Annotated in this window: 25 protein-coding genes; 15 read left to right on the top strand and 10 right to left on the bottom strand. The window is 71.3% G+C overall.

The window, feature by feature from the left end; translation table 11 throughout:
- Positions 1 to 53 precede the first annotated feature (53 nt).
- Together polX and ACZ3TS_RS21015 are read left to right on the top strand one after the other, a co-directional pair.
- Entirely contained in the window at positions 54 to 1,781 is a 1,728-nt protein-coding gene (gene polX / locus ACZ3TS_RS21020; protein ID WP_467619958.1) for a DNA polymerase/3'-5' exonuclease PolX, read from the top strand.
- Positions 1,782 to 1,917: 136 nt separating this feature from the next.
- Positions 1,918 to 2,091 (top strand): hypothetical protein, encoded by a 174-nt coding sequence (locus ACZ3TS_RS21015; protein WP_467619956.1) that lies wholly within the window; start codon positions 1,918 to 1,920, stop codon positions 2,089 to 2,091.
- Between the two features lie 12 nt (positions 2,092 to 2,103).
- On the opposite strand, the gene ACZ3TS_RS21010 is transcribed toward ACZ3TS_RS21015, so the two are convergent.
- From ACZ3TS_RS21010 to ACZ3TS_RS21000, 3 genes are read right to left on the bottom strand one after another with little or no spacing between them, the layout of a single operon-like run.
- The gene (locus ACZ3TS_RS21010; RefSeq protein ID WP_467619954.1) at positions 2,104 to 3,234 is read right to left on the bottom strand and encodes a CapA family protein; all 1,131 of its coding nucleotides are present in this window, start codon (positions 3,232 to 3,234) and stop codon (positions 2,104 to 2,106) included.
- A 60-nt stretch (positions 3,235 to 3,294) separates the two neighbouring features.
- A complete protein-coding gene (locus ACZ3TS_RS21005) occupies positions 3,295 to 4,599 on the bottom strand; it encodes a phosphoribosyltransferase family protein (protein ID WP_467619951.1) in 1,305 nt (434 codons plus the stop codon).
- A 12-nt stretch (positions 4,600 to 4,611) separates the two neighbouring features.
- Complete coding sequence (locus tag ACZ3TS_RS21000; RefSeq protein WP_467619949.1) at positions 4,612 to 4,923, bottom strand: dsRBD fold-containing protein; 312 nt, start codon at positions 4,921 to 4,923, stop codon at positions 4,612 to 4,614.
- Between the two features lie 123 nt (positions 4,924 to 5,046).
- On the opposite strand from ACZ3TS_RS21000, the gene ACZ3TS_RS20995 reads away from it, so the two are divergent.
- Positions 5,047 to 5,430: a YchJ family protein gene (locus ACZ3TS_RS20995; protein WP_467620095.1), complete on the top strand. Its 384-nt coding sequence runs from the start codon at positions 5,047 to 5,049 to the stop codon at positions 5,428 to 5,430.
- A 40-nt stretch (positions 5,431 to 5,470) separates the two neighbouring features.
- Here the strand turns inward: ACZ3TS_RS20995 and ACZ3TS_RS20990 are convergent, their stop codons facing one another.
- Positions 5,471 to 6,172 (bottom strand): FadR/GntR family transcriptional regulator, encoded by a 702-nt coding sequence (locus tag ACZ3TS_RS20990; RefSeq protein ID WP_467619946.1) that lies wholly within the window; start codon positions 6,170 to 6,172, stop codon positions 5,471 to 5,473.
- A 127-nt stretch (positions 6,173 to 6,299) separates the two neighbouring features.
- On the opposite strand from ACZ3TS_RS20990, the gene ACZ3TS_RS20985 reads away from it, so the two are divergent.
- The 5 genes from ACZ3TS_RS20985 (at position 6,300) to ACZ3TS_RS20965 (ending at position 10,434) form a co-directional block, all read left to right on the top strand.
- Positions 6,300 to 6,824, top strand: coding sequence for a gluconokinase (locus tag ACZ3TS_RS20985; RefSeq protein ID WP_467619944.1), 525 nt, complete (start codon positions 6,300 to 6,302; stop codon positions 6,822 to 6,824).
- 121 nt (positions 6,825 to 6,945) lie between these two features.
- The gene (locus ACZ3TS_RS20980; RefSeq protein ID WP_467619943.1) at positions 6,946 to 8,343 is read left to right on the top strand and encodes a GntP family permease; all 1,398 of its coding nucleotides are present in this window, start codon (positions 6,946 to 6,948) and stop codon (positions 8,341 to 8,343) included.
- A 10-nt stretch (positions 8,344 to 8,353) separates the two neighbouring features.
- Positions 8,354 to 9,115, top strand: coding sequence for an SDR family oxidoreductase (locus ACZ3TS_RS20975; RefSeq protein ID WP_467619941.1), 762 nt, complete (start codon positions 8,354 to 8,356; stop codon positions 9,113 to 9,115).
- A 14-nt stretch (positions 9,116 to 9,129) separates the two neighbouring features.
- Positions 9,130 to 10,155, top strand: coding sequence for an L-idonate 5-dehydrogenase (locus tag ACZ3TS_RS20970; protein ID WP_467619940.1), 1,026 nt, complete (start codon positions 9,130 to 9,132; stop codon positions 10,153 to 10,155).
- 84 nt (positions 10,156 to 10,239) lie between these two features.
- Complete coding sequence (locus ACZ3TS_RS20965) at positions 10,240 to 10,434, top strand: imine reductase family protein (protein WP_467619937.1); 195 nt, start codon at positions 10,240 to 10,242, stop codon at positions 10,432 to 10,434.
- Here the strand turns inward: ACZ3TS_RS20965 and ACZ3TS_RS20960 are convergent.
- From ACZ3TS_RS20960 to ACZ3TS_RS20940, 5 genes are all read right to left on the bottom strand, one after another.
- A complete protein-coding gene (locus tag ACZ3TS_RS20960; RefSeq protein ID WP_467619935.1) occupies positions 10,388 to 11,011 on the bottom strand; it encodes a cytochrome b/b6 domain-containing protein in 624 nt (207 codons plus the stop codon). The two genes, ACZ3TS_RS20965 and ACZ3TS_RS20960, sit on opposite strands and share 47 nt — an antisense overlap.
- Positions 10,995 to 11,768 (bottom strand): molybdopterin-dependent oxidoreductase, encoded by a 774-nt coding sequence (locus ACZ3TS_RS20955; protein WP_467619933.1) that lies wholly within the window; start codon positions 11,766 to 11,768, stop codon positions 10,995 to 10,997. Before ACZ3TS_RS20955 ends, ACZ3TS_RS20960 begins: the two co-directional genes overlap by 17 nt.
- Before the next feature lie 114 nt (positions 11,769 to 11,882).
- On the bottom strand, positions 11,883 to 13,433 hold the full coding sequence (locus ACZ3TS_RS20950) for an APC family permease (RefSeq protein WP_467619931.1): 1,551 nt from the start codon (positions 13,431 to 13,433) through the stop codon (positions 11,883 to 11,885).
- Between the two features lie 77 nt (positions 13,434 to 13,510).
- On the bottom strand, positions 13,511 to 14,464 hold the full coding sequence (locus tag ACZ3TS_RS20945) for a hypothetical protein (RefSeq protein ID WP_467619930.1): 954 nt from the start codon (positions 14,462 to 14,464) through the stop codon (positions 13,511 to 13,513).
- Positions 14,465 to 15,083: 619 nt separating this feature from the next.
- Complete coding sequence (locus tag ACZ3TS_RS20940; protein ID WP_467619927.1) at positions 15,084 to 16,739, bottom strand: FAD-binding dehydrogenase; 1,656 nt, start codon at positions 16,737 to 16,739, stop codon at positions 15,084 to 15,086.
- Between the two features lie 238 nt (positions 16,740 to 16,977).
- On the opposite strand from ACZ3TS_RS20940, the gene ACZ3TS_RS20935 reads away from it, so the two are divergent.
- The 7 genes from ACZ3TS_RS20935 to ACZ3TS_RS20905 all read left to right on the top strand — a co-directional run bounded on the left by ACZ3TS_RS20935 (position 16,978) and on the right by ACZ3TS_RS20905 (position 22,097).
- Positions 16,978 to 17,871, top strand: a complete 894-nt coding sequence (locus ACZ3TS_RS20935; RefSeq protein WP_467619925.1) for a DMT family transporter — start codon at positions 16,978 to 16,980, stop codon at positions 17,869 to 17,871.
- Positions 17,872 to 17,944: 73 nt separating this feature from the next.
- Entirely contained in the window at positions 17,945 to 18,463 is a 519-nt protein-coding gene (locus ACZ3TS_RS20930; protein ID WP_467619922.1) for an NUDIX hydrolase, read from the top strand.
- A 68-nt stretch (positions 18,464 to 18,531) separates the two neighbouring features.
- The gene (locus ACZ3TS_RS20925) at positions 18,532 to 18,924 is read left to right on the top strand and encodes a YidH family protein (RefSeq protein ID WP_467619921.1); all 393 of its coding nucleotides are present in this window, start codon (positions 18,532 to 18,534) and stop codon (positions 18,922 to 18,924) included.
- A complete protein-coding gene (locus tag ACZ3TS_RS20920) occupies positions 18,921 to 19,244 on the top strand; it encodes a DUF202 domain-containing protein (RefSeq protein WP_467619919.1) in 324 nt (107 codons plus the stop codon). Before ACZ3TS_RS20925 ends, ACZ3TS_RS20920 begins: the two co-directional genes overlap by 4 nt.
- A 107-nt stretch (positions 19,245 to 19,351) precedes the next feature.
- Positions 19,352 to 19,651 carry a hypothetical protein gene (locus ACZ3TS_RS20915; RefSeq protein ID WP_467619916.1) on the top strand — a complete coding sequence of 100 codons (300 nt, stop codon included), beginning with the start codon at positions 19,352 to 19,354 and terminating at the stop codon, positions 19,649 to 19,651.
- Between the two features lie 202 nt (positions 19,652 to 19,853).
- Positions 19,854 to 20,876, top strand: coding sequence for a phosphotransferase family protein (locus tag ACZ3TS_RS20910; protein ID WP_467619914.1), 1,023 nt, complete (start codon positions 19,854 to 19,856; stop codon positions 20,874 to 20,876).
- A 6-nt stretch (positions 20,877 to 20,882) separates the two neighbouring features.
- On the top strand, positions 20,883 to 22,097 hold the full coding sequence (locus tag ACZ3TS_RS20905; RefSeq protein ID WP_467619912.1) for an acyl-CoA dehydrogenase family protein: 1,215 nt from the start codon (positions 20,883 to 20,885) through the stop codon (positions 22,095 to 22,097).
- Between the two features lie 58 nt (positions 22,098 to 22,155).
- Here the strand turns inward: ACZ3TS_RS20905 and ACZ3TS_RS20900 are convergent, their stop codons facing one another.
- Complete coding sequence (locus tag ACZ3TS_RS20900) at positions 22,156 to 22,749, bottom strand: TetR/AcrR family transcriptional regulator (protein WP_451660532.1); 594 nt, start codon at positions 22,747 to 22,749, stop codon at positions 22,156 to 22,158.
- Positions 22,750 to 22,757: the final 8 nt, after the last annotated feature.

Genomic DNA, 22,757 nt, shown 5'->3' with positions numbered 1-22,757 from the left:
GTCGGCACCGTTCGCGTTTGGCCGGGCCGTCGGGCTGTTCCTAGACTCGGAGTGTGGCCCGGCCCAACGAGGAGGTCGAGGCGCTCCTTCAGGAGTACGCGGACCTCATCGCGATCACGGGAGGCGACGCCTTCAAGGTGCGCGCCTACGAGAAGGCCGCGCGCGCGATCGGAGGCCATCCCGCCGACATCTCCCGTCTCGACGCCGAGGGACTGCGGGACATCCCGAACGTGGGCAGGTCGATCGCCGAGAAGGTGATCGAGTACCTGCGCACCGGCACCGTCACGGCGGTCGAGGAACGCCGGGCGAAGATCCCCGCCGGGGTACGGGAGCTCATCACCATCCCCACGCTGGGTCCGAAGAAGGCGATGAGGCTCTACGAGGACCTGCACATCTCGTCGGTGAGCGAACTGGCCGCCGCCATCGAGGCGGACGCGCTGCACGATCTGAAGGGCTTCGGTGAGAAGACGCAGGAGAACATCCTGCACGGCATCACTCTGATGCAGCAGGCAGGCGGCCGCATCCCGCTGCATCTGGCCCTCGACACCGCCGAGGAAATCGTCTCCGAGCTGTCCGGGGTGACCGGCTGCGAGCGCTGCGCCTACGCCGGATCCCTGCGCCGTATGAAGGAGACCATCGGCGACATCGACGTCCTCGTCGCCGCGAAGCGGTCCGCCCCCTTCATGGACGCGCTCGCCGAGCTGCCGTCCACCGCCGAGGTGATCGCCCACGGCACGAAGAAGACGTCGATCCGTACCACCAAGGGCGTCCAGGTCGACCTGCGGGTGCTGCCGCCGGACTCGTGGGGCGCCGGACTCCAGTACTTCACGGGGTCCAAGGCGCACAACATCCGCACCCGCACCATCGCCGTCCGCCAGGGGCTGAAGCTCTCCGAATACGGCCTGTTCGATGTGGACAGCGGGCAGTCGCTCGCCTCCCGCTCCGAGGAGGACGTGTACGCCCGACTCGGCCTGCCCTGGATTCCGCCGACGCTACGCGAGGACCGTGGGGAGGTCGAGGCCGCCCTGCAGGGTGAGCTGCCGGACATCGTGACCGAGCGGAGCATCCGCGGCGATCTGCACACCCACACGGACCTCACCGACGGTCTCGCCCCGCTGGAGGAGATGGTGGCGGCCGCCGCCGAACGCGGCTACGCGTACTACGCGGTCACCGACCACGCGCCCAACCTGTACATGCAGCGCATGACCGACGAGAAGATCCTCGCCCAGCGGGATCGGCTACGGGCGCTGGAAGGCACCCGGCCCGGGATGCGGCTGCTGCACGGTACCGAGCTCAACATCGGGCCCGAGGGGGACGTGGACTGGCCCGACGAGTTTCTTGCCGGCTTCGACATCTGTGTGGCCTCCCTGCACTCGCACTTCGACCTGGGCCGCAAGGAGATGACCAGGCGGCTCGTGCGGGCCTGCGAGAACCCGCACGTCAACGTCCTCGGTCACCCGACCACGCGGCTGATCGGCAAACGGGCGGGGGTCGACGCCGACTGGGACGAGGTGTTCGCCGTCTGCGCCCGTGCCGGCACGGCTTTGGAGATCAACGCCCAGCCCGACCGGCTCGACCTGTGCGACGAGGACATCCTGCGCGCCAAGGAGCACGGCGCGAAGTTCGCCGTGAACACCGACGCCCACTCCGTCCTCCACCTCGCCCACCTGCGCTACGGCGTCGGAACCGCGCAGCGCGGCTGGCTCACCCCCGACGACGTGATCAACACCTGGCCGCTGCGCAGCCTGCGCCGGTTCCTGCGCAAGGGCAGGACCAACTGACGGCAGGGCCATGTGACGACCGCCGGGGCCGGAGGTGCCGCCGTGCGTTTGCCCGACGGCAGACCGGAGACCCGACAGGTGTCGCGGTCGCGTGGGACGCAGTACGTGAAGCGGTGCGCAAGTGACGGAGGACAGCATGGGTGACGAGGTGGTGCGGGGCAGGACCGCCAACGGGCGGCCGGAGGGCGAGACGCTGGACGAGGTGCTGGCCCGGGAAGTGCCCCATGCTCCGGGTCAGGAGGGCGAAGGGATCCGGGACATGGTCGACGGCGCGGCGGAACGGGGGGACGAGGAGGAAGCCCGGCGGTAGCGCGTCGCCGGGTCACGTGGGCGGCTCTGCGCGCAGGGGACGGAGCGTCAGCGTACCGTCGTTCCCGCGGTCGACGCGGGTGCCGAAGTCCCGGCTGTACCTGTCGAGTTCGGCGCACAGCCACTTGCCGTCCTCGGGCGAGGCGTGCTCCAGCCGCATTCTGCGCGCCTGGAGGGGCACCATCCGGACACCGGTCAGCCGGCCGGTGTCCCGCTCCACCGACACCAGGTACAGCAGCCGCAGGTCGTCGCGGTACCGCTCGTATCCGCCGATGCCCTCGTAGTCGTCGACCAGGTCGCCGCATCCGTACAGCACGAGCCGGCCCCGGTAGGCCTCCAGCGGGCGCGGGTGGTGCGAGGAGTGCCCGTGCACGATGTCCACGCCCTCGTCGACGAGCGCGTGGGCGAAGCGGACCTCGGTGCGGGAGACCTCGTAGCCCCAGTTGGGGCCCCAGTGGACCGAGGCGACCGCGATGTCGCCCGGGCGCTTCAACTGCCGAAGACGGTCGGTGAAGCCGGCCGCGGCGCCCACCGAAGGCCCCGCGACGTAGTCCACGCCGGCCCGTTCCTCGGTGGCGGCCCATTCCTCCGGGATCCCGCTCGACGCCATCCCGAAGGAGAACACCAGCACCCGTCCGCCCGCATCCAGGGGGACGACCGCCGGCCGCCGAGCCGCGATCGCGTCCCGGCCCGCCCCCGCCGTCCGCAGTCCCGCCCCCGCGAGGGAGTCGAGCGTCTCGTCGAGGCCGCGCCGGCCGAAGTCGAGCACGTGGTTGTTGGCCAGGACGCAGACGTCCGGTCGGGCCACGGCCAGGCACGGCAGGTTGGCCGGGTTCATCCGGTAGTGGACGCCCTTCCCGGGCGCGAACTCCCCGTCCTGGGTGACGGAGGTCTCCAGGTTGATCACCCGCACGTCGGGCGCGGCGGACTCCAGAACCGGCAGCGCCTCGCCCCAGGGCCAGCGGAAGGTGACCGGCCGTGGAATCGGCCCGTTCGCCGCCTCGGCCAGGCCGACGTAGGCCCGGGCGTCGCCGATGTACCCCTCCCGCAGCGCCGGGTCTCCGGGGTGCGGAAGGATCTGGTCGACGCCCCGGCCGAGCATCACGTCACCGGCGAGGAACAGGGTGACCACGCCCTCGTGCACCCTTTCAAGTTAAGGCGGTCGCGGGCGTGGTGCGAGGGACCGGCGTCGGGGCCCTCGCCGCTACACGTGGGCGGGGGCCATGTGGTCGGTGAACCAGTCGCGGGCCAGGTCGGTCACCGCTTCCAGCGCGCCGGGCTCCTCGAACAGGTGCGTGGCGCCGGGGACGATCGCGAGCCGGTTCTCGCAACGCAGCTGGGCCTGGGCCTGCCGGTTGAGGTCGAGCACGATCGGGTCGGCGCCGCCGACGATGAGCAGCGTGGGGGCCGTCACCTGGGGCAGCCGCGGCCCGGCGAGGTCCGGTCTGCCGCCGCGGGAGACGGCGGCGGCGATGCGCGTCTGCGGTTCGGCTGCGGCCCACAGGGCGGCAGCCGCGCCGGTGCTGGCGCCGAAGTACCCGATGGCGAGCCCTTCGGTCTCGGGCTGTCCCCGCAGCCAGCGGGTGGTGTCGGCCAACCGTCCCGCCAGCAGGCCGGTGTCGAACACGTTGGCCCGGTCGCGCTCCTCTTCCTCGGTGAGCAGATCGAACAGCAGGGTGCCGAGTCCCGCTCGGTTCAGTCCGGCCGCGACGAACTGGTTGCGCGGGCTGTGACGGCTGCTGCCGCTGCCGTGTGCGAAGACCACGATCCCAGCCGCGCCCTCGGGTACGGTCAGCCGGCCGCGCAACCGGACGGCACCGGCCGTCACCTCCACCTCCCGCTCGAAGGGCCCGGCGTCGGCGGATGCGCGGGAGGGGCCCGTGGTGCGTGCCAGACAGACGGCGACCTCCTCGTCGTCGACCTGGGCGAAGTCGATGTAGAACTGGCCGACCGCGAAGAAGTCCCGCGGGGTCTCCAGGGCGACCAACTCGTCGGCCTCCCCGCCCAGCCGCTCGGTCCAGTCCCGTGGCGCCACGGGCACCGCCAGCACGACCCGCGCCGCTCCGCGGGCGCGGGCGATCCGGCAGGCGGCCCGCGCGGTCGACCCGGTGGCCACGCCGTCGTCGATCACCACGACCGTCCGCCCCTCGATGCCGACCGGTGGGCGACCGCCCCGGTAGCGACCGCCCCGTCGCTCCAGTTCTTCGCGCTCGTCCTCCTCGACCCGCGCCAGTTCCTCCGGTGTGACGCGTGCCTCCCGCACCACCGCGTCGTTGATCACCCGCACGCCGTCCTCGCCGATCGCCCCCATCCCCAGCTCCGGCTGGAAGGGCACGCCCAGCTTCCGGACCAGACAGACGTCCAGCGGCGCGCCGAGCGCCTCGGCGACCTCGGCGGCGACCGGCACTCCTCCCCTGGGCAGTCCCAGCACCACGACGTCCTCGCCCCTGAGGTGCTGGAGGCGCCGGCCCAGCTGCCGACCGGCTTCGAGACGGTCCATGAAGACCACGATGCAGCCTCCTCACTCCTGGGGGCTCCAGAGCGGAGCCGGCGATGCCTCTTCCGGAGCCCCGGCCGCCGTGATGTCGCCCGCGGCGGTGCGCAACAACTTCCGGCCCAGCGCGATCAGCGCGCGACCGGCGGCGAGTTCGTCGCCGATCTCGGGCACCGCCGTGTCGTACGGGTTCCGGTGGGCCTCGGCACAGCTCTCCAGCACGTTGTCACCGGTGTCCAGGACGGCCCGTGCCGTGGTGGCCGGATCGTGTTCGGACAGGTACAGGAACAGCCTCCACTCCTTGCCGGACGGAGGCCGGATGTCGGCGGCTGGAGTCATCTTCCGTCCTCCTCACGCCGGTGCGAGGCGACGCTGCACCGGGGTGCGTGGCTTTCTTCCACTGTGACTCCGATGGGCGCGTACCGCATGGTGCCCGCGGGGCGCCTCGCCGGAGCGGGCAGAATGGTGATCGTGACCACGCGTTCCTGCCCGTGCGGGCTGCCCGAGGCGTACGAGAAGTGCTGTGGCCGTTTCCACACGGGTGCCGCCGCGGCGCCCACCGCCGAGGCGCTCATGCGGTCGCGGTACAGCGCGTTCGTGAAGCGGGACGCGGGGTATCTGCTGCGGACCTGGCATCCGCGTACCCGGCCCGCGCGGCTCGACCTCGATCCGGGCATGCGCTGGACGGGCCTCGAGATCCTGGAGACGACGGACGGATCCGCCTTCCACTCCATGGGGACGGTGACGTTCCGGGCTTCGCACCGGGGAGGCACCCTGCACGAGCGCAGCCGGTTCGAACGGGTCGACGGAGCCTGGGTGTACGTCGACGGGACCTTCCTCGACTGACGGGGCCGAGCGCCGGCCTGCGCCGGGCGAGGACCGGCCGCTACGGCGCCAGGATGTCCAGTTCGTGGAGCGCGCCGACCGTGATCTCGCGGGTCAGCTGCTCCGCGCGGGCCGCGTCGCCCTCCCGTACCGCCTCCGCGACCTGGACGTGCAGGGTCACCGCGGCCGGGTCGGGGTCCTCGAACATGACGTCGTGATGGGTGCGGCCGGACAGGACCTCGGCGACGACATCGCCCAGGCGGGCGAACATCTCGTTGCCCGACGCGTCCAGGATCACCCGGTGGAAGGCCACGTCGTGGGCCAGATAGGCCTCCAGCTTGTGGCCGCGTGAGTTGGCGACCATTCCCAGTGCGCACTCGGTGAGTTCGGCGCACTGCTCGGCTGTGGCGTTGCGCGCGGCCAGTCCCGCGGCTGCCGGTTCGATCGCCGAGCGCAGGACTGTCAGCGAGCGCAGCTGGTGCGGGCGGTCGGCGCCGGCCAGCCGCCACCGGATGACCTGGGGGTCGTAGACGTTCCACTCGGACTTGGGCCGGACCGTCACGCCCACCCGACGGCGGGACTCCACCAGGTGCATCGACTCCAGAACGCGCACCGCCTCCCGCATCACGGAACGCGAGACCTCGAAGTACTGGGCGAGTTCGTCCGTACGCAGAACGCTGCCCGGCGGGTACTCGCCCGCGGTGATCGCTGGGCCGAGGGTGTCCAGTACACGGCCGTGCAGCCCCCGGCCCGGTGTGCTCATGCACTCAGAGTACGAGGCGGGTCACGCGAAGAAAAAGTCAGACTTATATGTCACAGACTCTTGAATTCGTCGTACCTAATCGGTTTCAGTGACGTCGACACAAGTCGACGAAGACAGCGAGGAAGCGATGAGTACCCCCCACGTCGTCGTGGTCATGGGCGTCGCGGGCACGGGAAAGACCACGATCGGTCCCCTGCTCGCGGCCCGGCTCGGCGTTCCGTACGCCGAGGGCGACGACTTCCACCCTCCGGCCAACATCGCCAAGATGTCGGCCGGAATCCCGCTCGACGACCAGGACCGCTGGCCCTGGCTGGACGCCATCGGTGCCTGGGCGCACGAGCGGGCGGGGCTCGGCGGGGTGGTCAGCAGCTCGGCGCTGAAGCGGGCGTACCGCGACCGGTTGCGGGCCGCGGCTCCCGGCGTCGTCTTCGTGCACCTCACGGGCGACCGCTCGCTCATCGAGGACCGGATGGCGCACCGGCAGGGGCACTTCATGCCCACCGCACTGCTGGACTCCCAGCTCGCCACGCTCCAGCCCCTGGAGCCGGACGAGCCGGGGGTCGCGGTGGACGTCTCGGGCAGCCCCGAGGAGATCACCGCCCGCGCCCTGAACGCCCTGCGGGACTTCGAGCGGTCCTCCGCCGCGCAGTAGATCCCAGCCCTCGCAGTACCCCTCGGCCCTTGTGGCCGGCCCCACTCCCCCGGGGCCGCCGTGCCGAGGGCTCTCCTCACCCGAAACCGAGAGTTCCTCTCCTCACCCAAGGGAACCCCCCGTGACCAGACTCAGCGTCGAGATGCTGGCAGCGGACACCGTCGAGCCGATCACGTCGGCGGGCCATGCTCAGCTGGGCATCGCGGTACTGGCGGGCATCGCCGTCATCGTGCTGCTCATCACCAAGTTCAAGCTCCACGCCTTCCTGGCCCTGACCATCGGCTCGCTCGCGCTGGGCGCGTTCGCAGGGGCGCCGTTGGACAAGGCGATCGTCAGTTTCACCACCGGTCTCGGCACGACCGTCGCCGGTGTGGGCGTCCTCATCGCCCTGGGCGCCGTCCTCGGCAAGCTGCTCGCCGACTCGGGCGGCGCGGACCAGATCGTCGACACGATCCTCGCCAAGGCGAAGGGCCGTGCGATGCCGTGGGCGATGGTCCTGATCGCCTCGGTGATCGGTCTGCCGCTGTTCTTCGAGGTCGGCATCGTGCTGCTGATCCCGGTCGTGCTGATGGTCGCCAAGCGCGGCAACTACTCGCTGATGCGCATCGGCATCCCGGCACTCGCGGGTCTGTCGGTGATGCACGGTCTGATTCCGCCGCACCCCGGCCCGTTGGTGGCCATCGACGCCGTCAAGGCCAACCTCGGCGTGACGCTGGCGCTCGGCGTCCTGGTCGCCATCCCCACCGTGATCATCGCCGGTCCGCTGTTCTCGAAGGTCGCCGCCCGATGGGTGGACGTCCCGGTCCCCGAGCGCATGATCCAGCCGCGTCCTTCCGAGGAGCTGGAGAAGCGCCCCGGCTTCGGAGCCACGCTCGCCACCGTTCTCCTGCCGGTCGTCCTGATGCTGTCCAAGGCGCTCGTCGACATCGTCGTGGACGACCCGGCGAAGATGGTGCAGCGCGTCTTCGACGTGATCGGCTCGCCGCTGATCGCCCTGCTCGCGGCGGTGATCGTCGGCATCTTCACCCTGGGCCGCCCCGCCGGTTTCACCAAGGAACGCATCTCGCAGACCGTCGAGAAGGGACTCGCGCCCATCGCCGGCATCCTGCTCATCGTCGGCGCAGGCGGCGGCTTCAAGCAGACGCTGATCGACTCCGGCGTGGGCCAGATGATTCTGGACATCTCCAAGGACTGGTCGATACCCGCGCTGCTGCTGGCCTGGCTGATCGCGGTGGCGATCCGGCTGGCGACGGGTTCGGCGACCGTGGCGACCGTGTCGGCCGCAGGTCTGGTCGCGCCGCTCGCGGCCGACATGTCGACCACCCACGCGGCCCTGCTGGTCCTGGCGATCGGCGCCGGCTCCCTCTTCTTCAGCCATGTCAACGATGCCGGTTTCTGGCTGGTGAAGGAGTACTTCGGGCTGAGCGTCGGACAGACCCTCAAGACGTGGTCGGTCATGGAGACAATCATCTCGGTGGTCGCCGGCGCACTGGTCCTGCTGTTGTCCCTCTTGATCTAGGAGTACGGCGATGACGGCTCACCCTCTCTTCGACATCGGCGGCCGTACGGCGCTGGTGACCGGTTCCAGCCGGGGTATCGGGCTCGCGCTCGCCCGCGGTCTGCTCGAGGCCGGCTGCACCGTGGTCCTCAACGGACGCGACGCCGACCGGCTCACGAAGGCGGCGGCGGAACTCTCGGGGGACGTGCACACGGCCGCCTTCGACGTGACCGACGGTTCCTCGGTCGCCGCCGGCATCGCGGATGTCGAAGAGCGGGTGGGCCCACTGGACATCCTGGTCAACAACGCGGGCATGCAACTGCGCGCCCCGCTCCTGGAGTTCACCGACGCCGACTGGCACCGGATCCTGGACACCAACCTCACCAGCGCGTTCCTGGTCGGCCGTGAGGCGGCCCGGCGGATGACGGAACGCGGCCACGGGAAGATCATCAACATCTGCTCGCTGCAGAGCGAGGTGGTCCGTCCCGGCATCGCGCCGTACGCGGCGACCAAAGGCGCGCTGAAGATGCTCACCAAGGGCATGTGCGCGGACTGGGGCCCACACGGTGTGCAGGTCAACGGGCTCGGCCCCGGCTATGTCGAGACCGAGCTGACCCGGCCGCTCGTCGAGGACGAGGAGTTCAGCGCATGGGTGCGGCGGCGCACCCCGGCCGGGCGCTGGGGTCGTACGGACGACCTGGTGGGCGGGGTGCTGTTCCTCGCCTCCCCGGCGGCCGACTTCGTCAGCGGGCAGGTGCTCTACGTCGACGGCGGCATGACGAGCGTGCTGTGAAGGAAGGCCCGGAGATGCTCGGTTGTGTGATCCATGGTCAGGGCGACCTCCGCGTGGACGAGTTGCCGGCCCCCCAGGCCGCGCCCGGGCAGGCGCTGGTCGCCGTACGCTACGGCGGGGTCTGCGGCTCGGACCTGCACTACTGGCGGCACGGTGGGGTCGGGGACTTCCGGCTCGAGGAGCCGATGGTGCTCGGTCACGAGGTGGTGGGGACGGTCGTCTCCTACGGGGACGGCGCGTCCGGTCCCGTCGCCGGTACGGCCGTCGCAGTGCACCCGGCCACTGCGTGCGGGGTGTGCCCGGAGTGCGTGGACGGACGGCGGAACGTGTGCCGGGACACCCGCTACCTGGGCAGTGCGGCCCGCTTTCCGCACGTCCCGGGCGGTTTCGCGGCCCAGCTGGCTGTACCCGCCGCCCAGTTGAGGGCCGTTCCGGCGGGTCTGGAACTGCGCCGGGCGGTACTCGCCGAACCACTGGCGGTGGCGATGCACGCGGTGCGGCGGGCCGGGCCGATGGCCGGGCACCAGGTACTGGTGACAGGCGCCGGACCGATCGGCTGTCTCGTGGTCGCGGCCGCGAAGGCGGCGGGCGCGGCCATGGTCACGGTCACCGACCTCCTGCCCCGGGCACTGCGGTTCGCCGCGGCGGCGGGCGCCGACACGCTCGTACGGGCGGACGACCCGGACGACGCCGGATGGCCCACGGAGGTCGACGTGGCCATCGAGGCGTCCGGGGTCGCCGCCGGGCTCGACACCTGCCTGCGGCTGGTGCGGCGGGGCGGTGTCGTGGTCCAGCTCGGCATGCTGCCACCGGGGCAGAGCCCCTTCGCGGGGAACCTGGTGGTGAGCCGGGAGATCGAGCTGCGCGGGGCGTTCCGCTTCGACACGGAGTTCGACGAGGCGCTCGACCTGCTCGCGTCCGAGTCGGCCTTCGACTCGCTGGTCAGCGCGGTGGTGCCGGTCACCGAGGCGGAGTCGGCGTTCGCCCTGGCGGCGGACCGAAGCCGCTCCTGCAAGGTGTTGCTGGACTTCGGGGCCTGACTACAGCGGGCGCCCCACCAACGAGTCGAGGATGTCACGGGCGGCGACCGGTCGCTTCCCCGGGGAACGCTCCGCCATCGCCTCGTGGCGACGCTCACGTGCCGCGTGAAGAGCGCCGCCGCGCACGGCCTTGACGTCGGGGCGCCGGCCGCGGCCGAGCGGGCCGCCGACCGGGCGGTCGCCGCGGGGCACGGCCACGAGGGGCTCGCCCGGCTCTCCACGGCCGTGACGGCTACGGACGCCACAGTGGATGCTCCCGGTCGGCCCACTCCCGGCTGACCAGCCCCGTCCGCAGGCCCCGGCGCGCTTCCGGGTCGCCGAGGGCCATGCCGATGTGGCCGGCCAGGACGACGCCGATGGTCAGGGCCAGCCAGTCGTGGACGAAGGTCGCCGAAGTGCGCCACATCAACGGTGTGAGGTGGGTGAACCACATCAGCAGTCCCGTACCAAGCATCACCAGCGTGGCGCCCGCGATCCAGGCCGCGTACGTCTTCTGGCCCGCGTTGAACTTGCCCGCGGGACGCGACGCTCTGCGGTCGTCGCGGCGCAGGGCCGCGCGCAGCCAGACCCGGTCGTGCGGCCCCCAGCGGTTGAGGTGGCCGAGATCCGCGCGGAAGGCTCGGGTGGCGAGGCCCCCCAGGACCGGGACCGGGAGCAGGAGGCCCGCCCATTCGTGGATCCTGACCACCAGTTCGCGGCGGCCCACCAGTTCTGCGAAGGCAGGGATGTAGAGGCAGGCCGCGGTGGCCACGCACAGGCCCATCAGCGCGGCCGTGACGCGGTGCACCCACTTCTCTCCCCGGCTGAAGCGGCGTACGTGCGTGGACCGGGCCGGGGCCTCAACTGGTGGGTGCATCGTCTCGTCCGTTCGACTTGCCGACCCAGGCGTCCACGTCGTACCCGCGCTCCTCCCAGTACCCGGGGCGGACGCCCTGGGTGACGGTGATGCCGGAGAGCCACTTGGCGGACTTGTAGAAGTACATGGGAGCGACATAGAGGCGCACGGGGCCACCGTGGTCGTGGCTCACCGGCTTGTCCTGCATCTTCAGGGCGACCAGGACGTCGCTGCGGCGCGCCTGGTCGAGCGTGAGGCTCTCGGTGTAGGCCCCGTCGAAGCAGGTGAAGCGGACCGCGCCGGCGGACGAGCGGACGCCCGCGGCGTCCAGCAGCGTCGAGAGTCGTACCCCCTCGAACGGCGTCTTCGGCACCCGCCAGCCCGTGACGCACTGGACGTCGTGCACGAGCCGGGTCTGCGGCAGCGCGCGCAGGTCGGCGAGCGTGTACGTCTTCGGGCGGTCGACCAGACCGTTCACCGTGAGGCGGTAGGTCGTCTCGGTCAGGCGGGGGACGGACGCCGTCACCGAGTAGTAGCGGAAGCCGCCGCCGTTGGGCAGCAGTCCGGTCAGACCCGTCGGGTCCTTGCCGGAGACGCTGCCGAGGAATGCCTCGAGGCCGCGCTGGAGCGTGGGCGCGGCGACGACGCCGAGCGCCCCCAGCCCCAGGGTGCCCAGTAGGACCCGGCGGCCGATCGGGGTGCCGATCGCGGTGGGGTCCGGCGTCTCCCGGTCCGCGGGCTGCGGTGCGTCCCGCTCTTCGGGTCGTTCAGGGTTCACACCACGATTCGAGCACCCGCCACCCCTTCGGGGCCAGGGGCGACGGGTGCCCGTCAGGATTCCGTAACCACTTCTCACCCGGTTCTCAGGAAGTGGATCTCCGCTCTCGGCCGGTCACGACGCCGACTCCGCCGCCTTCTCCAGCTGGAACGCCTCGTTGCCCAGGCCGATCCGGGCGTGTGCCTGTGGTCTGCGGGAGCGCAGCAGCAGGCCCTGGACCAGGCCGAGCAGCAGGGCCACGCCGATGATCGCCGGAAGCAGCCGGCCGAGCGCGGAGTCCGGGCCCGTGCCGACCAGGACGTCGAAGTCCTTGACCGTGTAGCCGGCGATCACCAGCAGCGCGATACCGGACACCGCGGAGGTGGCGAGCCGCCAGGCCTGTGCGCGGGCGGAGCCGCGACGGGCGAAGAAAACGATCACCGAGGCACAGGCCGCCACCATCAGCAGGGTGACCCCGAGCGCGCCGACGCTGCCGAACCAGGTGAACAGGTGCAGCACGGGCGCGGTCGGGTCGCCGTTCGGCTTGTCGTCGGCCACCGCGAAGGCGATCACGACCACCGCGGACACCGCGCTCTGCAGCAGCGAGCCCGTGCCGGGGGCGCCGTTCGCACCCGTCGTACGGCCGAAGGCGGCCGGCAGAAGTCCCTCGCGGCCCATGGCGAAGGCGTACCGAGCGACGACGTTGTGGAAGCTGAGCAGCGCGGCGAACATGCCGGTCACGAACAGCACGTGCAGCACGTCGGTGAAGGTGTGGCCGAGAAGGGACTCCGTGAGCCAGAACAGCAGGCCCGCGCTCTGTTTCTGGGCGGCCGGGACGATTGCGGAGGGCCCTGCGGCGATCGTCAGCGCCCAGGAGCTGACGGCGAAGAAGACGGAGACGAAGCCGATCGCGAGGAACATCACGCGGGGCACCAGGACGTGCGGGCGGCTCGTCTCCTCGGCGTAGACGGGCGCCTGTTCGAAGCCGGTGAAGGCGGCGACGCAGAAGCACAGCGCGGTGCCGACGCCCGCCCCGGTGAGCGTGTCCGGGTTGAAGGCGTGCAGCGACAGGCCTTCTTTGGCGGGGTCACTCACGGCTGCCACGTCGAAGATGACCACGAGCGCGACCTCGATCAGCAGAAGCACGCCGAGCACGCGCGCGTTGACGTCGATCTTCAGCCAGCCGAGCACGCCGACGACGGCCACGGCGGTCAGCGCGGGTATCCACCAGGCGACCTGGAGGTCCAGGTAGATGGCGCACAGGTTGGAGACCTCGAAGCCGAAGATGCCGTAGATCCCGAACTGCAGCGCGCTGTATGCGACGAGGGCGACCGCCGCTGCGGCCGCGCCGGCCGTGCCGCCGAGGCCGCGGGAGATATAGGCGTAGAACGCGCCCGCATTGTGGACGTGGCGGCTCATCTCCGCATAGCCGAAGGAGAACAGGGCGAGCACCACACCGAGGAGCACGAAGAGCAGCGGCTCGCCGACGATGCCCATCACCCCGAATGTGGTGGGCATGACACCAGCGACCACCATGAGGGGGGCGGTCGCGGCCAGCACGGACAGCAGCAGTCCCGCCGTGCCGAGGCGGTCGGCACGCAGGGCGCGCCCTTGTCCCTTGAAGGTGCTGATACCGCCGCCGTCGTCGGCGGCCGGTCTGCTCGTGCTCGAACTGCCGGTCGTCATCGCGCGGTTGTCCTTTCGGATCTGATGGACGGGGACTTTCTCGTGGACGGGACTTTCGGATCTTTCCGGCGGAGCCCTCACGCCGTGCCCAGCGCCCTTTCGCGCGCGGCACGGAAGGCCTGGTAGGGGTCGCGGTCCGGGTACGACCACGGCGCCGGGGTCGCGTACGGGCCGATGCGGTGGAACAGGGCGGCGGCCTCGGCGCCCCGGCCCTCGCAGTACTTGGCATGGGCGAGGTAGTTGAGGTCGACAAGGCGGCGCGGATGGTCGTCGTGCTGCCATTCCAGCCACCAGTCGAACGCGGCCTTCATCACCTGGCGGGCCCGCCGTCCCACCCAGTGCCCGGAGGCGACGGGGTCGGCGGACTCGGTGCCGGCTGCGGCCAGCACCCGGTACCGCTCGGCGTGCGCGACGACCGGGAGGATGGCGAGCGGCAAGTTCGCGGGGGCCTGTTCGGCGGCCCAGTTGGCGAAGTCGTAGACCTCGTGCAGCGGGTCCTGCCCGGCGTCGGCGCGGCGCTCGGCGAGCCGGGCGATCACCAGGTGGTGCGCGTGGTGGTGGTCCGGGTAGCGGGCGCGGACCTCGTCGAAGAGGTGGACCACCTCCTCCTCGGTGCCGAGCGAGCGCTCGAGGATCAGCAGGCCGAGCCACGGTGTCGGATCCTCGGGGGCGAGCGCGACTGCCGCCCGGCAGGCTTCACGGGCCGCATCCGGGCGCTCCTTGCCCTGCAGCGCACGGTGGACGGTGGCGTGGGCTACCAGGACGGAGGCGGACGGGGAGTCCGGTTCGGCGACTTGCCAGTCGCGCGCCCAGGCGAGGGCGGAGGGCTCCTGCGCGAGGACGGTCACGCGGTGCCCGCGGCGATCCCAGTCGTCGCCGGTCGCGGCGAGCAGGGCACGGACGTCGACCCACCGCCCCCGGGCCAGCGAAGACCGTGCGGTGACGAGTTCCGCGTCCTCGAGCGCGGCGTCGAAGACCTCGGCCGCACGCTTGCGGCCGCGGCCGAACGACGGCGGGGGTGGGGGTGGCACCGCGGGGTTTCCTTACAGAACGCGGCTCGTCAGGGTTCGCTCACGCACAGCAAACCCCGCGCCAACAGTTTGCGTCAAGGGCGGACCGGCACCGCGACACTGTCAACTCCCCGCGACGGTAGGAGCGTTGACGCCACAACCGGCTCGCGGGCGACGCCCGCACCGGGCGTGACTCCGCATCCGGCTCGCGGGGCGACGGCCCCACCACGAGTCACTCCGCATCCGGCTCGCGGGGCGACCGTCCCAACACCAACGACCCCACAACCGGCTCGCGAGACACCGCCCACCACCAGCGACCCCACAACCCGCCCACAGGGCCACCGCCCCACCCCAAGGGACTCCACAACCCCCGCGCAGCTCCGTACCGCAGTTGACTCCACAGCGGGCTCGCAGGGCCAATCCGTACCGAAGTTGACTCCGCAACCGGCTCACAGCGCCTCACCCGTACCGAAGTTGACTCCGCAACCGGCGCGCCGGACCCGCCCGTACAGGAGTTGACGCCTCCCCCGCTCGCGGGGCGCCCGCTGTACCGGATTTCGAGTCGGCTCCCGGGATGGCGCCGTGCGGGGCGCCGCGGCGCCGCCCTTGCCTTCCCGCCGGACCGGCCGACCTCCGCCGGTTATCCGACCGCCTTCGCCGCCGCCCGCCCCGCGACACGCCCCGAGAACAGGCAGCCGCCGAGGAACGTGCCTTCAAGGGAGCGGTAGCCGTGCACCCCGCCGCCGCCGAAACCCGCCGCCTCCCCGGCCGCGTACACACCGGCCAGCGGGTCGCCGCCCTCGGTCAGCACCCGCGAGGAGAGGTCGGTCTCCAGACCGCCGAGCGTCTTGCGGGTGAGGATGTTCAGGCGCACCGCGATCAGCGGGCCGGCTTTGGGGTCGAGGATGCGGTGCGGAGGGGCGGTGCGGATCAGCCGGTCGCCCAGGAACCTGCGCGCGCCGCGGATCGCCGTCACCTGGAGGTCCTTGGTGAAGGGGTTCAGGATCTCCCGGTCGCGCGCCACGATCTCGCGGCGCAGCGCGGCCTCGTCGATGAGCGGCTCCTTGGTGAGCGCGTTCATGCCGCGCACCAGCGCCCCCAGGTCCTTCTCGACGACGAAGTCGACGCCGTTGTCCATGAACGCCTTGACCGGTCCCGGCACGTCCGCGCGTGCCCGCCCGATCACGTCCCTGACGGACTTGCCGGTGAGGTCCGGGTTCTGCTCGGAGCCCGAGAGCGCGAACTCCTTGCCGATGATCTTCTGGTCGAGCACGAACCACGTGTAGTCGTACCCGGTCTTCATGATGTGCTCGAGCGTGCCGAGGGTGTCGAAGCCGGGGAAGAGCGGGACAGGCAGCCGCCGGCCACGGGCGTCGAACCAGAGGGAAGAGGGCCCCGGCAGGATGCGGATGCCGTGGTTGTCCCAGATGGGGTTCCAGTTGTGCAGGCCCTCGGTGTAGTGCCACATGCGGTCGCGGTTGATCAGCCGGGCGCCCGCCTCCTCGGCGAGGCCGAGCATCTTGCCGTCGACGTGCGCCGGCACGCCGGAGACCATGCGCTCGGGCGGGTTGCCGAGGCGCTTCGGCCAGTTGGCGCGCACCAGGTCGTGGTTGCCGCCGATGCCGCCGCTGGTGACGATCAACGCCTGGGCCCTCAACTCGAAGGCGCCGGTGACGGTGCGGCTGCTGGCCCTGCCCCGCTGCACGTCCGAGGGGGCAAGGATCTCGCCGTTCACGGTGTCCACGTCGCCCGCGCTGCGCGAAAGGCCGGTGACGCGGTGGCGGAACTTCAACTGGACGAGACCGCGCGCGACCCCGGCCCGCACGCGCCGCACGAACGGTGCGATCACTCCGGGGCCGGTCCCCCAGGTGATGTGGAAACGGGGAACGGAGTTGCCGTGCCCGGTGGCGTCGTAGCCGCCGCGCTCGGCCCAGCCGACCACCGGGAAGAAGCGGACGCCCTGCCCGTGCAGCCAGGCCCGCTTCTCGCCGGCCGCGAAGTCGACGTACGCCTCCGCCCACTTGCGCGGCCAGTGGTCCTCGGGGCGGTCGAAGGCGGCCGTGCCCATCCAGTCCTGGAGGGCGAGGGCGTGACTGTCCCTGATCCGCAGTCGGCGCTGCTCCGGAGAGTCGACGAAGAACAGACCGCCGAAGGACCAGAACGCCTGGCCGCCCATCGACTGCTCCGGCTCCTGGTCGAGGAGGATCACCTTCCGGCCGGCGTCCACCAGTTCCGCGGTGGCCGTGAGTCCGGCGAGGCCTGCCCCGATCACGATGACATCAGCGTCGTAGGCCATGCGCCCGTCCTCTCGCGGTGACTACCGGTCCGTACCTTGTTACTGACGGGTCAGATCCTTCGGCAGAAGAGTGACCGAGTCAACCGCCTCTCAACGGGTACTCGCCTCTGCGGGCACCCGGCCGCTCGGCGGCCGGGGCCTTGCCGAGAAGCGGTCAAGCACGGGCGGGGCACAGCGGGGAGCGCTACAGTCAGCGTGATACGCATCCCGTGACTCCGCTGAATCATCGAGGTACAGCGTGTCGGTACTGGTTCTGGCTCTCGCCGTGAGCGCGGCCTTCTGTCTGGGCACCGGGTTCGTGCTGCAGCAGAACGCCGCCCAGCAGGCACCGCTGAGCGACTTCCTCTCCCCGCGGCTGCTGCTGGACCTGGTGAAGATGCCGCGCTGGCTCGGCGGCCTCGGTCTGATGGTGGCCGGAATGATCCTCAGCGCGATCGCACTGGCCCACGGGGAGATCTCCCTGGTCGAGCCACTGGTCGCCACGAACCTGCTGTTCGCGATGGCCGAGTCCCGCCGACAGACCAAGCAGCCTCTCGGCCGCCAGGGCTGGTCCGGGCTGCTGCTGCTCGCCGGCGGCGTCACTGCGTTCATCGTGGCGGGCCGGCCCGAGGGGGGAAACGCGGTCACCGATCCCGTACGGCACTGGCTCATCATCGGCGTGGTGGTCGGCCTGGCGCTGCTCCTGACGACGTATGCGAAGAAGTCGCGGCTGATCATCGGGCCGGTGCTGCTGGGGCTGGCGGCGGGTCTGCTGTACGGCGTGCAGGACGCGCTCACCCGGGTCAGCGGGCAGCGGATCACGGAGGGCGGCTGGACGGAGTTCATAACGGGCTGGCAGCCGTACGGCGTCCTGGTGCTCGGGGTGACGGGACTGGTCCTGGTACAGAGCGCGTTCGAGACGGCGCCACTGCGGATGTCCCTGCCGGCGCTCACCGCGGCGCAGCCGCTGGCCGGGATCCTGTGCGGCGTGGGCTTCCTCGGCGACCGGCTGCGCACCGACACGGGCGCGCTGGCCTGGGAGGCGGCGGGGCTGGCGGCGATCGTCTTCGGCATCGTGCTGCTCGGGCTGCACCCGGCGATGCCGCGGGGACTGGGAGAGCCCGAGCGGGAGAAGGATCTGCAGCCGCGGTGACCGAACCGGGCGCGGGTTCGGCGATACCGGAGCCACCGGTGGCCCAAGGGCACGGAACTGCTTGGATGGCCCCATGAGTGCCGCCGACGAGCTCCTCGACATCGTGGACGAGAACGACCGGGTCATCGGGCAGTCGCCCCGCGGTGAGGCATACGCGCGCGGGTTGCGCCACCGGTGCGTGTTCATCCAGGCGCGGGACGCCGAAGGCCGTGTCTTCGTGCACCGCCGCACGCCCACCAAACTGGTCTTCCCGTCCCTGTACGACATGTTCGTGGGAGGGGTCGTCGGCGCGGGAGAGACCTACGACGACGCAGCGCTGCGCGAGGCCGAGGAGGAACTCGGCGTGAGCGGACTCCCCCGTCCCGAGCCGCTCTTCAAGTTCCTGTACGACGGCGGCGCCGGCCGGACCTGGTGGTCCTCCGTCTACCAGGTCCGCTGCGACCTGCCCGTCAGCCCTCAGGTCGAGGAGGTCGCCTGGCACGACTTCCTGCCGGAGGACGAGGTGGAACGCCGGCTGTCCGCCTGGGAGTGGGTCCCGGACGGGCTCGCCGCCTACGAGCGGCTCAGGGCGCACCGCCGCTCCACGGGCTGACCCGCAGCCGCACCTGTGCCCCGGGCGCCCGGCACAGGCTCCACGCGGGGCCCGGTAGGGTCCTGAACGTGATCGAATTCGTACGGAACGTCCGGCTGTGGTTCGCGCCCAAGGAGGTCCGGGAGGAAGGCCGTACGCCCGACTATCGCTTCTCCCTGGCCAACGAGCGCACCTTTCTGGCCTGGCTGCGTACGGCACTGGCACTGATCGGCGGCGGCTTCGCCGTGGACCAGTTCCTGCCGGACCTGCGCTGGGCCTGGCGCGTGGGGCTGGCCCTCGCCCTGCTCGGGGCCGGGGTCCTGTGCTCGCTGCGCGCCATCAACCACTGGGTGCGCTGCGAGCGGGCGATGCGGCGCGGCGAGGACCTGCCCGCGTCCCGCTTCCCGGCGCTGCTGAGCATCGTCATCGCCGTGGTGGCCGTGGCCATGGTCGTGGTCGTTCTCACCGGCTGGGAAGGATGAGCACCCCGGCCCCGGAGCGCGACCCGGGACTCCAGCCGGAGCGCACCCGGCTCGCCTGGCGGCGTACGACGCTGTCCGGCACCGTGGCCGCCGTGCTCGCGGCGAAGGCGGCGCTGCACACCGGGACGGCCGCCGGATTCGCCGCCCTCGCCCTGTGCTGTCTGCTCTGGCTCGGCATCCTGGCCCTCGCGCACCTGCGTATTCGCGCCCTGGCCACGGCGGCCCCAGGCCGGCCGCCGCACCTCACGGCCGGCCACGCCGTCGGCGCGACCCTCTGCACGGTGGCCCTCGCCGTGTGCGCGGTAGCGCTGGTGCTCTGACACGCTCAGGGCAGCAGGACGGCACACCTACCGGATGAACCGGAAATGCCCCACTTCGTCCGGTTAGCCTGAGTCGTCACTGCCCGACATCTCCGAAGGTGAGCGCCATGAGCACCGTCCACCAGGAACACATCGCGCACGACCACAGCCACGGCCCGTCCTGCGGCCATGACGCGGTACCCCACAGGGACCACGTCGACTACGCGCACGACGGCCATCTGCACCGCGAGCACGGCGACCACTGGGACGAGTGCGAGCCCACCGGGCACGTCACCCACGAGGGCGGCCACGAACACCGGCACGGCGACGGCTGCGGGCACCGCCCGATCCGGCACGGCGACCACGTCGACTACCTGCACGACGGCCACCGGCACGCCGCCCACGAGGGGCACTGGGACGACCACTGACGAACACGGCGACGGCCACATCGGGATCCCTTGATTCCGGCCACGCTCGAGCGCACGGCGGCGTGATGCCGCCGTGACAGCCCGGACCGTCGGCGCCACCATGGCATCGTGGCGCCGATCACGTTCGCTCCGCGCACTGGACTGCATACCGACCGGTCGGCATCATGATGCAGGTCCTGTTTCCGTGCGTGTAGGAGCAACGATGAGCCCAGACCACCCGCCGGGTCTCGATCTCGACCGGCTGCGCGGCCTGCTCGACACCGAGCGGCCCGGCCTGGTCACCGGCCCCCTGACCGGTCGGCTGATCGAGGGCGGGCGGTCGAACCTCACGTACGCCGTCTCGGACGGCACCGCCAGATGGGTCGTACGGCGTCCCCCGCTCGGCCATGTCCTGGCCACGGCACACGACATGAAGCGCGAGCACCGGGTGATCCGCGCGCTCCACCCGACGGCCGTTCCGGTGCCGCGTCCGGTCCTGCTGTGCGAGGACGAGTCGGTCCTGGGCGCCCCCTTCTACGTGATGGACTTCGTCGAGGGCACCCCCTACCGCACCGCCGAGCAGCTGGCCCCGCTCGGCCCGCAGCGCACGCGCGACGCGATCCTCGGCCTGGTGGACACGCTGGTCGAGCTGCACGCCGTGGACCCCGTCGAGGTGGGCCTCGCGGACTTCGGCCGTCCCGAGGGCTTCCTGGACCGTCAGCTGCGCCGCTGGGGCAAGCAGCTGGACGCCTCCCGCAACCGTGAGCTGCCCGGCATAGACGAGCTGCACGCGGCCCTCGGCCGCGAACTGCCCGCCTCGCCCGCGCCGACCGTGATCCACGGCGACTACCGCCTGGACAACGTGCTGCTCGGCGACGACGACCGGATCACCGCCATCCTGGACTGGGAGATGTCCACGCTCGGCGACCCGCTCACCGACGTGGGTCTGCTGGTGATGTACAGCGTGCCGCTCGGTACGCCCGACTCCCCCGTCTCCACGACCGCCGAGGCCCCGGGCCACCCGGACCCGACGGAGCTGATCGAGCGGTACGCCGCACGCTCGGGGCGGGACCTGACCGCCGTCTCCTGGTACACGGCGTTCGCCTGGTTCAAGCTCGCCGTGATCCTCGAGGGCATCCACTACCGCTACACGCTCGGCCAGACGGTCGGGCAGGGCTTCGACCGCATCGGCGAGCTGGTGCCCGTCTTCATCGAGCACGGCCTGACCACTCTTCAGGAAGGCTGATCCGCCATGGACTTCGCGTTCGACGCGCGCACCGAGGAACTGCGCGCCAAACTGCTCGCCTTCATGGACGAGTACGTCTACCCGGCGGAGGCCGTCGCCCATGAGCAGCGCGAGCGGCTGGTCTCGCCGTGGGACACCCCCGTGATCGTGGAGGAGTTGAAGGCGGAGGCCCGCCGGCAGGGCCTGTGGAACCTGTTCCTGCCGGACTCCGAGTACGGCGCCGGGCTCACCAACCTCCAGTACGCCCCGCTCGCCGAGATCACCGGCCGCTCCCCGCAGCTGGCGCCCACCGCTCTGAACTGCGCGGCCCCCGACACGGGCAACATGGAGGTGCTCGCGCAGTTCGGCGACGAGCAGCAGAAGAAGCAGTGGCTCGAGCCGCTGCTCGCCGGGGAGATCCGCTCGGCGTTCGCGATGACCGAGCCCGAGGTGGCGTCCTCGGACGCCACCAACATCACCACGCTCATCGAGCGGGAGGGCGACGAGTATGTCGTCACCGGCCGCAAGTGGTACATCTCCGGAGCGATGAACCCCGACTGCAAGATCTTCATCGTGATGGGCAAGACGGACCCGGAGGGGCCCGACATCCGCCGTCAGCAGTCCATGGTGCTGGTCCCGCGCGACACCCCCGGCGTCCACGTCAAGCGCGCGATGCAGGTGTACGGCTACGAGGACCACTACCACGGCGGTCACGCCGAGGTGGTCTTCGACCGCGCGCGCGTGCCGGTGTCGAACCTGATCGGCGAGGAGGGCGGCGGATTCGCCATCGCCCAGGCCCGGCTCGGTCCCGGCCGGATCCACCACTGCATGCGGCTGATCGGTATGGCCGAACGGGCGATCGAGCTGATGTGCAGGCGGGCAGTGGCACGGACGGCGTTCGGCAAGCCGCTGGCCCAGCAGGGCGTGGTCCACGAGTGGATCGCCGACGCGCGCGTGGCCGTCGAGCAGCTGCGGCTGCTGGTCCTCAAGACGGCCTGGATGATGGACACGGTCGGCAACAGGGGCGCCCACACCGAGATCCAGGCGATCAAGATCGCCACCCCGCGGACGGTGGTCGACATCATTGACAAAGCGGTCCAGCTGCACGGCGCGGGCGGCGTGAGCCAGGACTTCCCGCTGGCGGAACTCTGGGCGGCGGCACGGACGCTCAGGATCGCGGACGGTCCGGACGAGGTGCACCAGCGGTCGTTGGCGCGGCGGGAGCTGAAGAAGTATCTGTGAGACACGGGTGAGGGGCGGACGCCGCAGCGTCCGCCCCTCACCCGTGTACACCGCTCTGCTAGGGCCGCAGCGCCCGCAGCAGCAGGTCCGCCAGATGGTCGGCGACCTGCTGGGGGCTGAGCGGACCGTCCGGCCGGTACCACGTCGAGAGGTGGTGCACCGAGCCGAAGTGGTAGTCCACGACGAGGTCGGCGGGCGTGGCGGTGGAGAAAACGCCTTCCTTCTGACCCTCCTCGATCAGGGCGCGGAACCGCTCGTGGTAGCGGCGCCGCTCGGCGCGCACCTGCTTGTTCTTCTCCGGGCTCAGATGGTGCATGGACCGGAAGAAGATCATCGCGTCGTCGAGGTTCTCGATCGTGGTGACGACGACGTCCGCGGCAGCGGCCCGAAGGCGCTTCTCCACCGGTTCGTCGGCGTCCGCGAAGGCGTCGAGGCGCTCCTGCTGGACGCGCAGCACGCGCGCGTACACCTCGTGCAGCAGGTCGTCCTTGGACCCGAAGTAGTGGTAGAGCGCCCCCTTGGTGACGCCGGCCGCCTCGACGATCTCCTGCACGGACGTGCGGTCGTATCCCTGGTCGGCGAAGAGCCGGGTGGCGGCGGCCAGCAGCCGCTGCGGGACGGGCGTACCGTCCCCGTCCGTCGTTCTGGGCACTGCCGCCA

Source organism: Streptomyces sp. NPDC022910 (assembly GCF_055561075.1).
Note: the sequence above shows the minus strand (reverse complement) of the source record. Positions and strands in the feature narration are given on the sequence as shown.

Excerpts from the sequence above, each read along its gene's own strand:
- ACZ3TS_RS20910 (WP_467619914.1), top strand. The coding sequence starts at position 19,854 with ATGAGCCCAGACCACCCGCCGGGTCTCGATCTCGACCGGCTGCGCGGC.
- ACZ3TS_RS20920 (WP_467619919.1), top strand. The coding sequence starts at position 18,921 with ATGAGCACCCCGGCCCCGGAGCGCGACCCGGGACTCCAGCCGGAGCGC.
- ACZ3TS_RS20970 (WP_467619940.1), top strand. The coding sequence starts at position 9,130 with ATGCTCGGTTGTGTGATCCATGGTCAGGGCGACCTCCGCGTGGACGAG.
- ACZ3TS_RS21015 (WP_467619956.1), top strand. The coding sequence starts at position 1,918 with ATGGGTGACGAGGTGGTGCGGGGCAGGACCGCCAACGGGCGGCCGGAG.
- ACZ3TS_RS20950 (WP_467619931.1), bottom strand. The coding sequence starts at position 13,433 with ATGACGACCGGCAGTTCGAGCACGAGCAGACCGGCCGCCGACGACGGC.
- ACZ3TS_RS20905 (WP_467619912.1), top strand. The coding sequence starts at position 20,883 with ATGGACTTCGCGTTCGACGCGCGCACCGAGGAACTGCGCGCCAAACTG.
- ACZ3TS_RS20930 (WP_467619922.1), top strand. The coding sequence starts at position 17,945 with ATGAGTGCCGCCGACGAGCTCCTCGACATCGTGGACGAGAACGACCGG.
- ACZ3TS_RS20985 (WP_467619944.1), top strand. The coding sequence starts at position 6,300 with ATGAGTACCCCCCACGTCGTCGTGGTCATGGGCGTCGCGGGCACGGGA.
- ACZ3TS_RS20995 (WP_467620095.1), top strand. The coding sequence starts at position 5,047 with ATGGTGATCGTGACCACGCGTTCCTGCCCGTGCGGGCTGCCCGAGGCG.
- ACZ3TS_RS20975 (WP_467619941.1), top strand. The coding sequence starts at position 8,354 with ATGACGGCTCACCCTCTCTTCGACATCGGCGGCCGTACGGCGCTGGTG.
- ACZ3TS_RS20940 (WP_467619927.1), bottom strand. The coding sequence starts at position 16,739 with ATGGCCTACGACGCTGATGTCATCGTGATCGGGGCAGGCCTCGCCGGA.
- ACZ3TS_RS20960 (WP_467619935.1), bottom strand. The coding sequence starts at position 11,011 with ATGCACCCACCAGTTGAGGCCCCGGCCCGGTCCACGCACGTACGCCGC.
- ACZ3TS_RS20915 (WP_467619916.1), top strand. The coding sequence starts at position 19,352 with ATGAGCACCGTCCACCAGGAACACATCGCGCACGACCACAGCCACGGC.
- ACZ3TS_RS21000 (WP_467619949.1), bottom strand. The coding sequence starts at position 4,923 with ATGACTCCAGCCGCCGACATCCGGCCTCCGTCCGGCAAGGAGTGGAGG.
- ACZ3TS_RS20990 (WP_467619946.1), bottom strand. The coding sequence starts at position 6,172 with ATGAGCACACCGGGCCGGGGGCTGCACGGCCGTGTACTGGACACCCTC.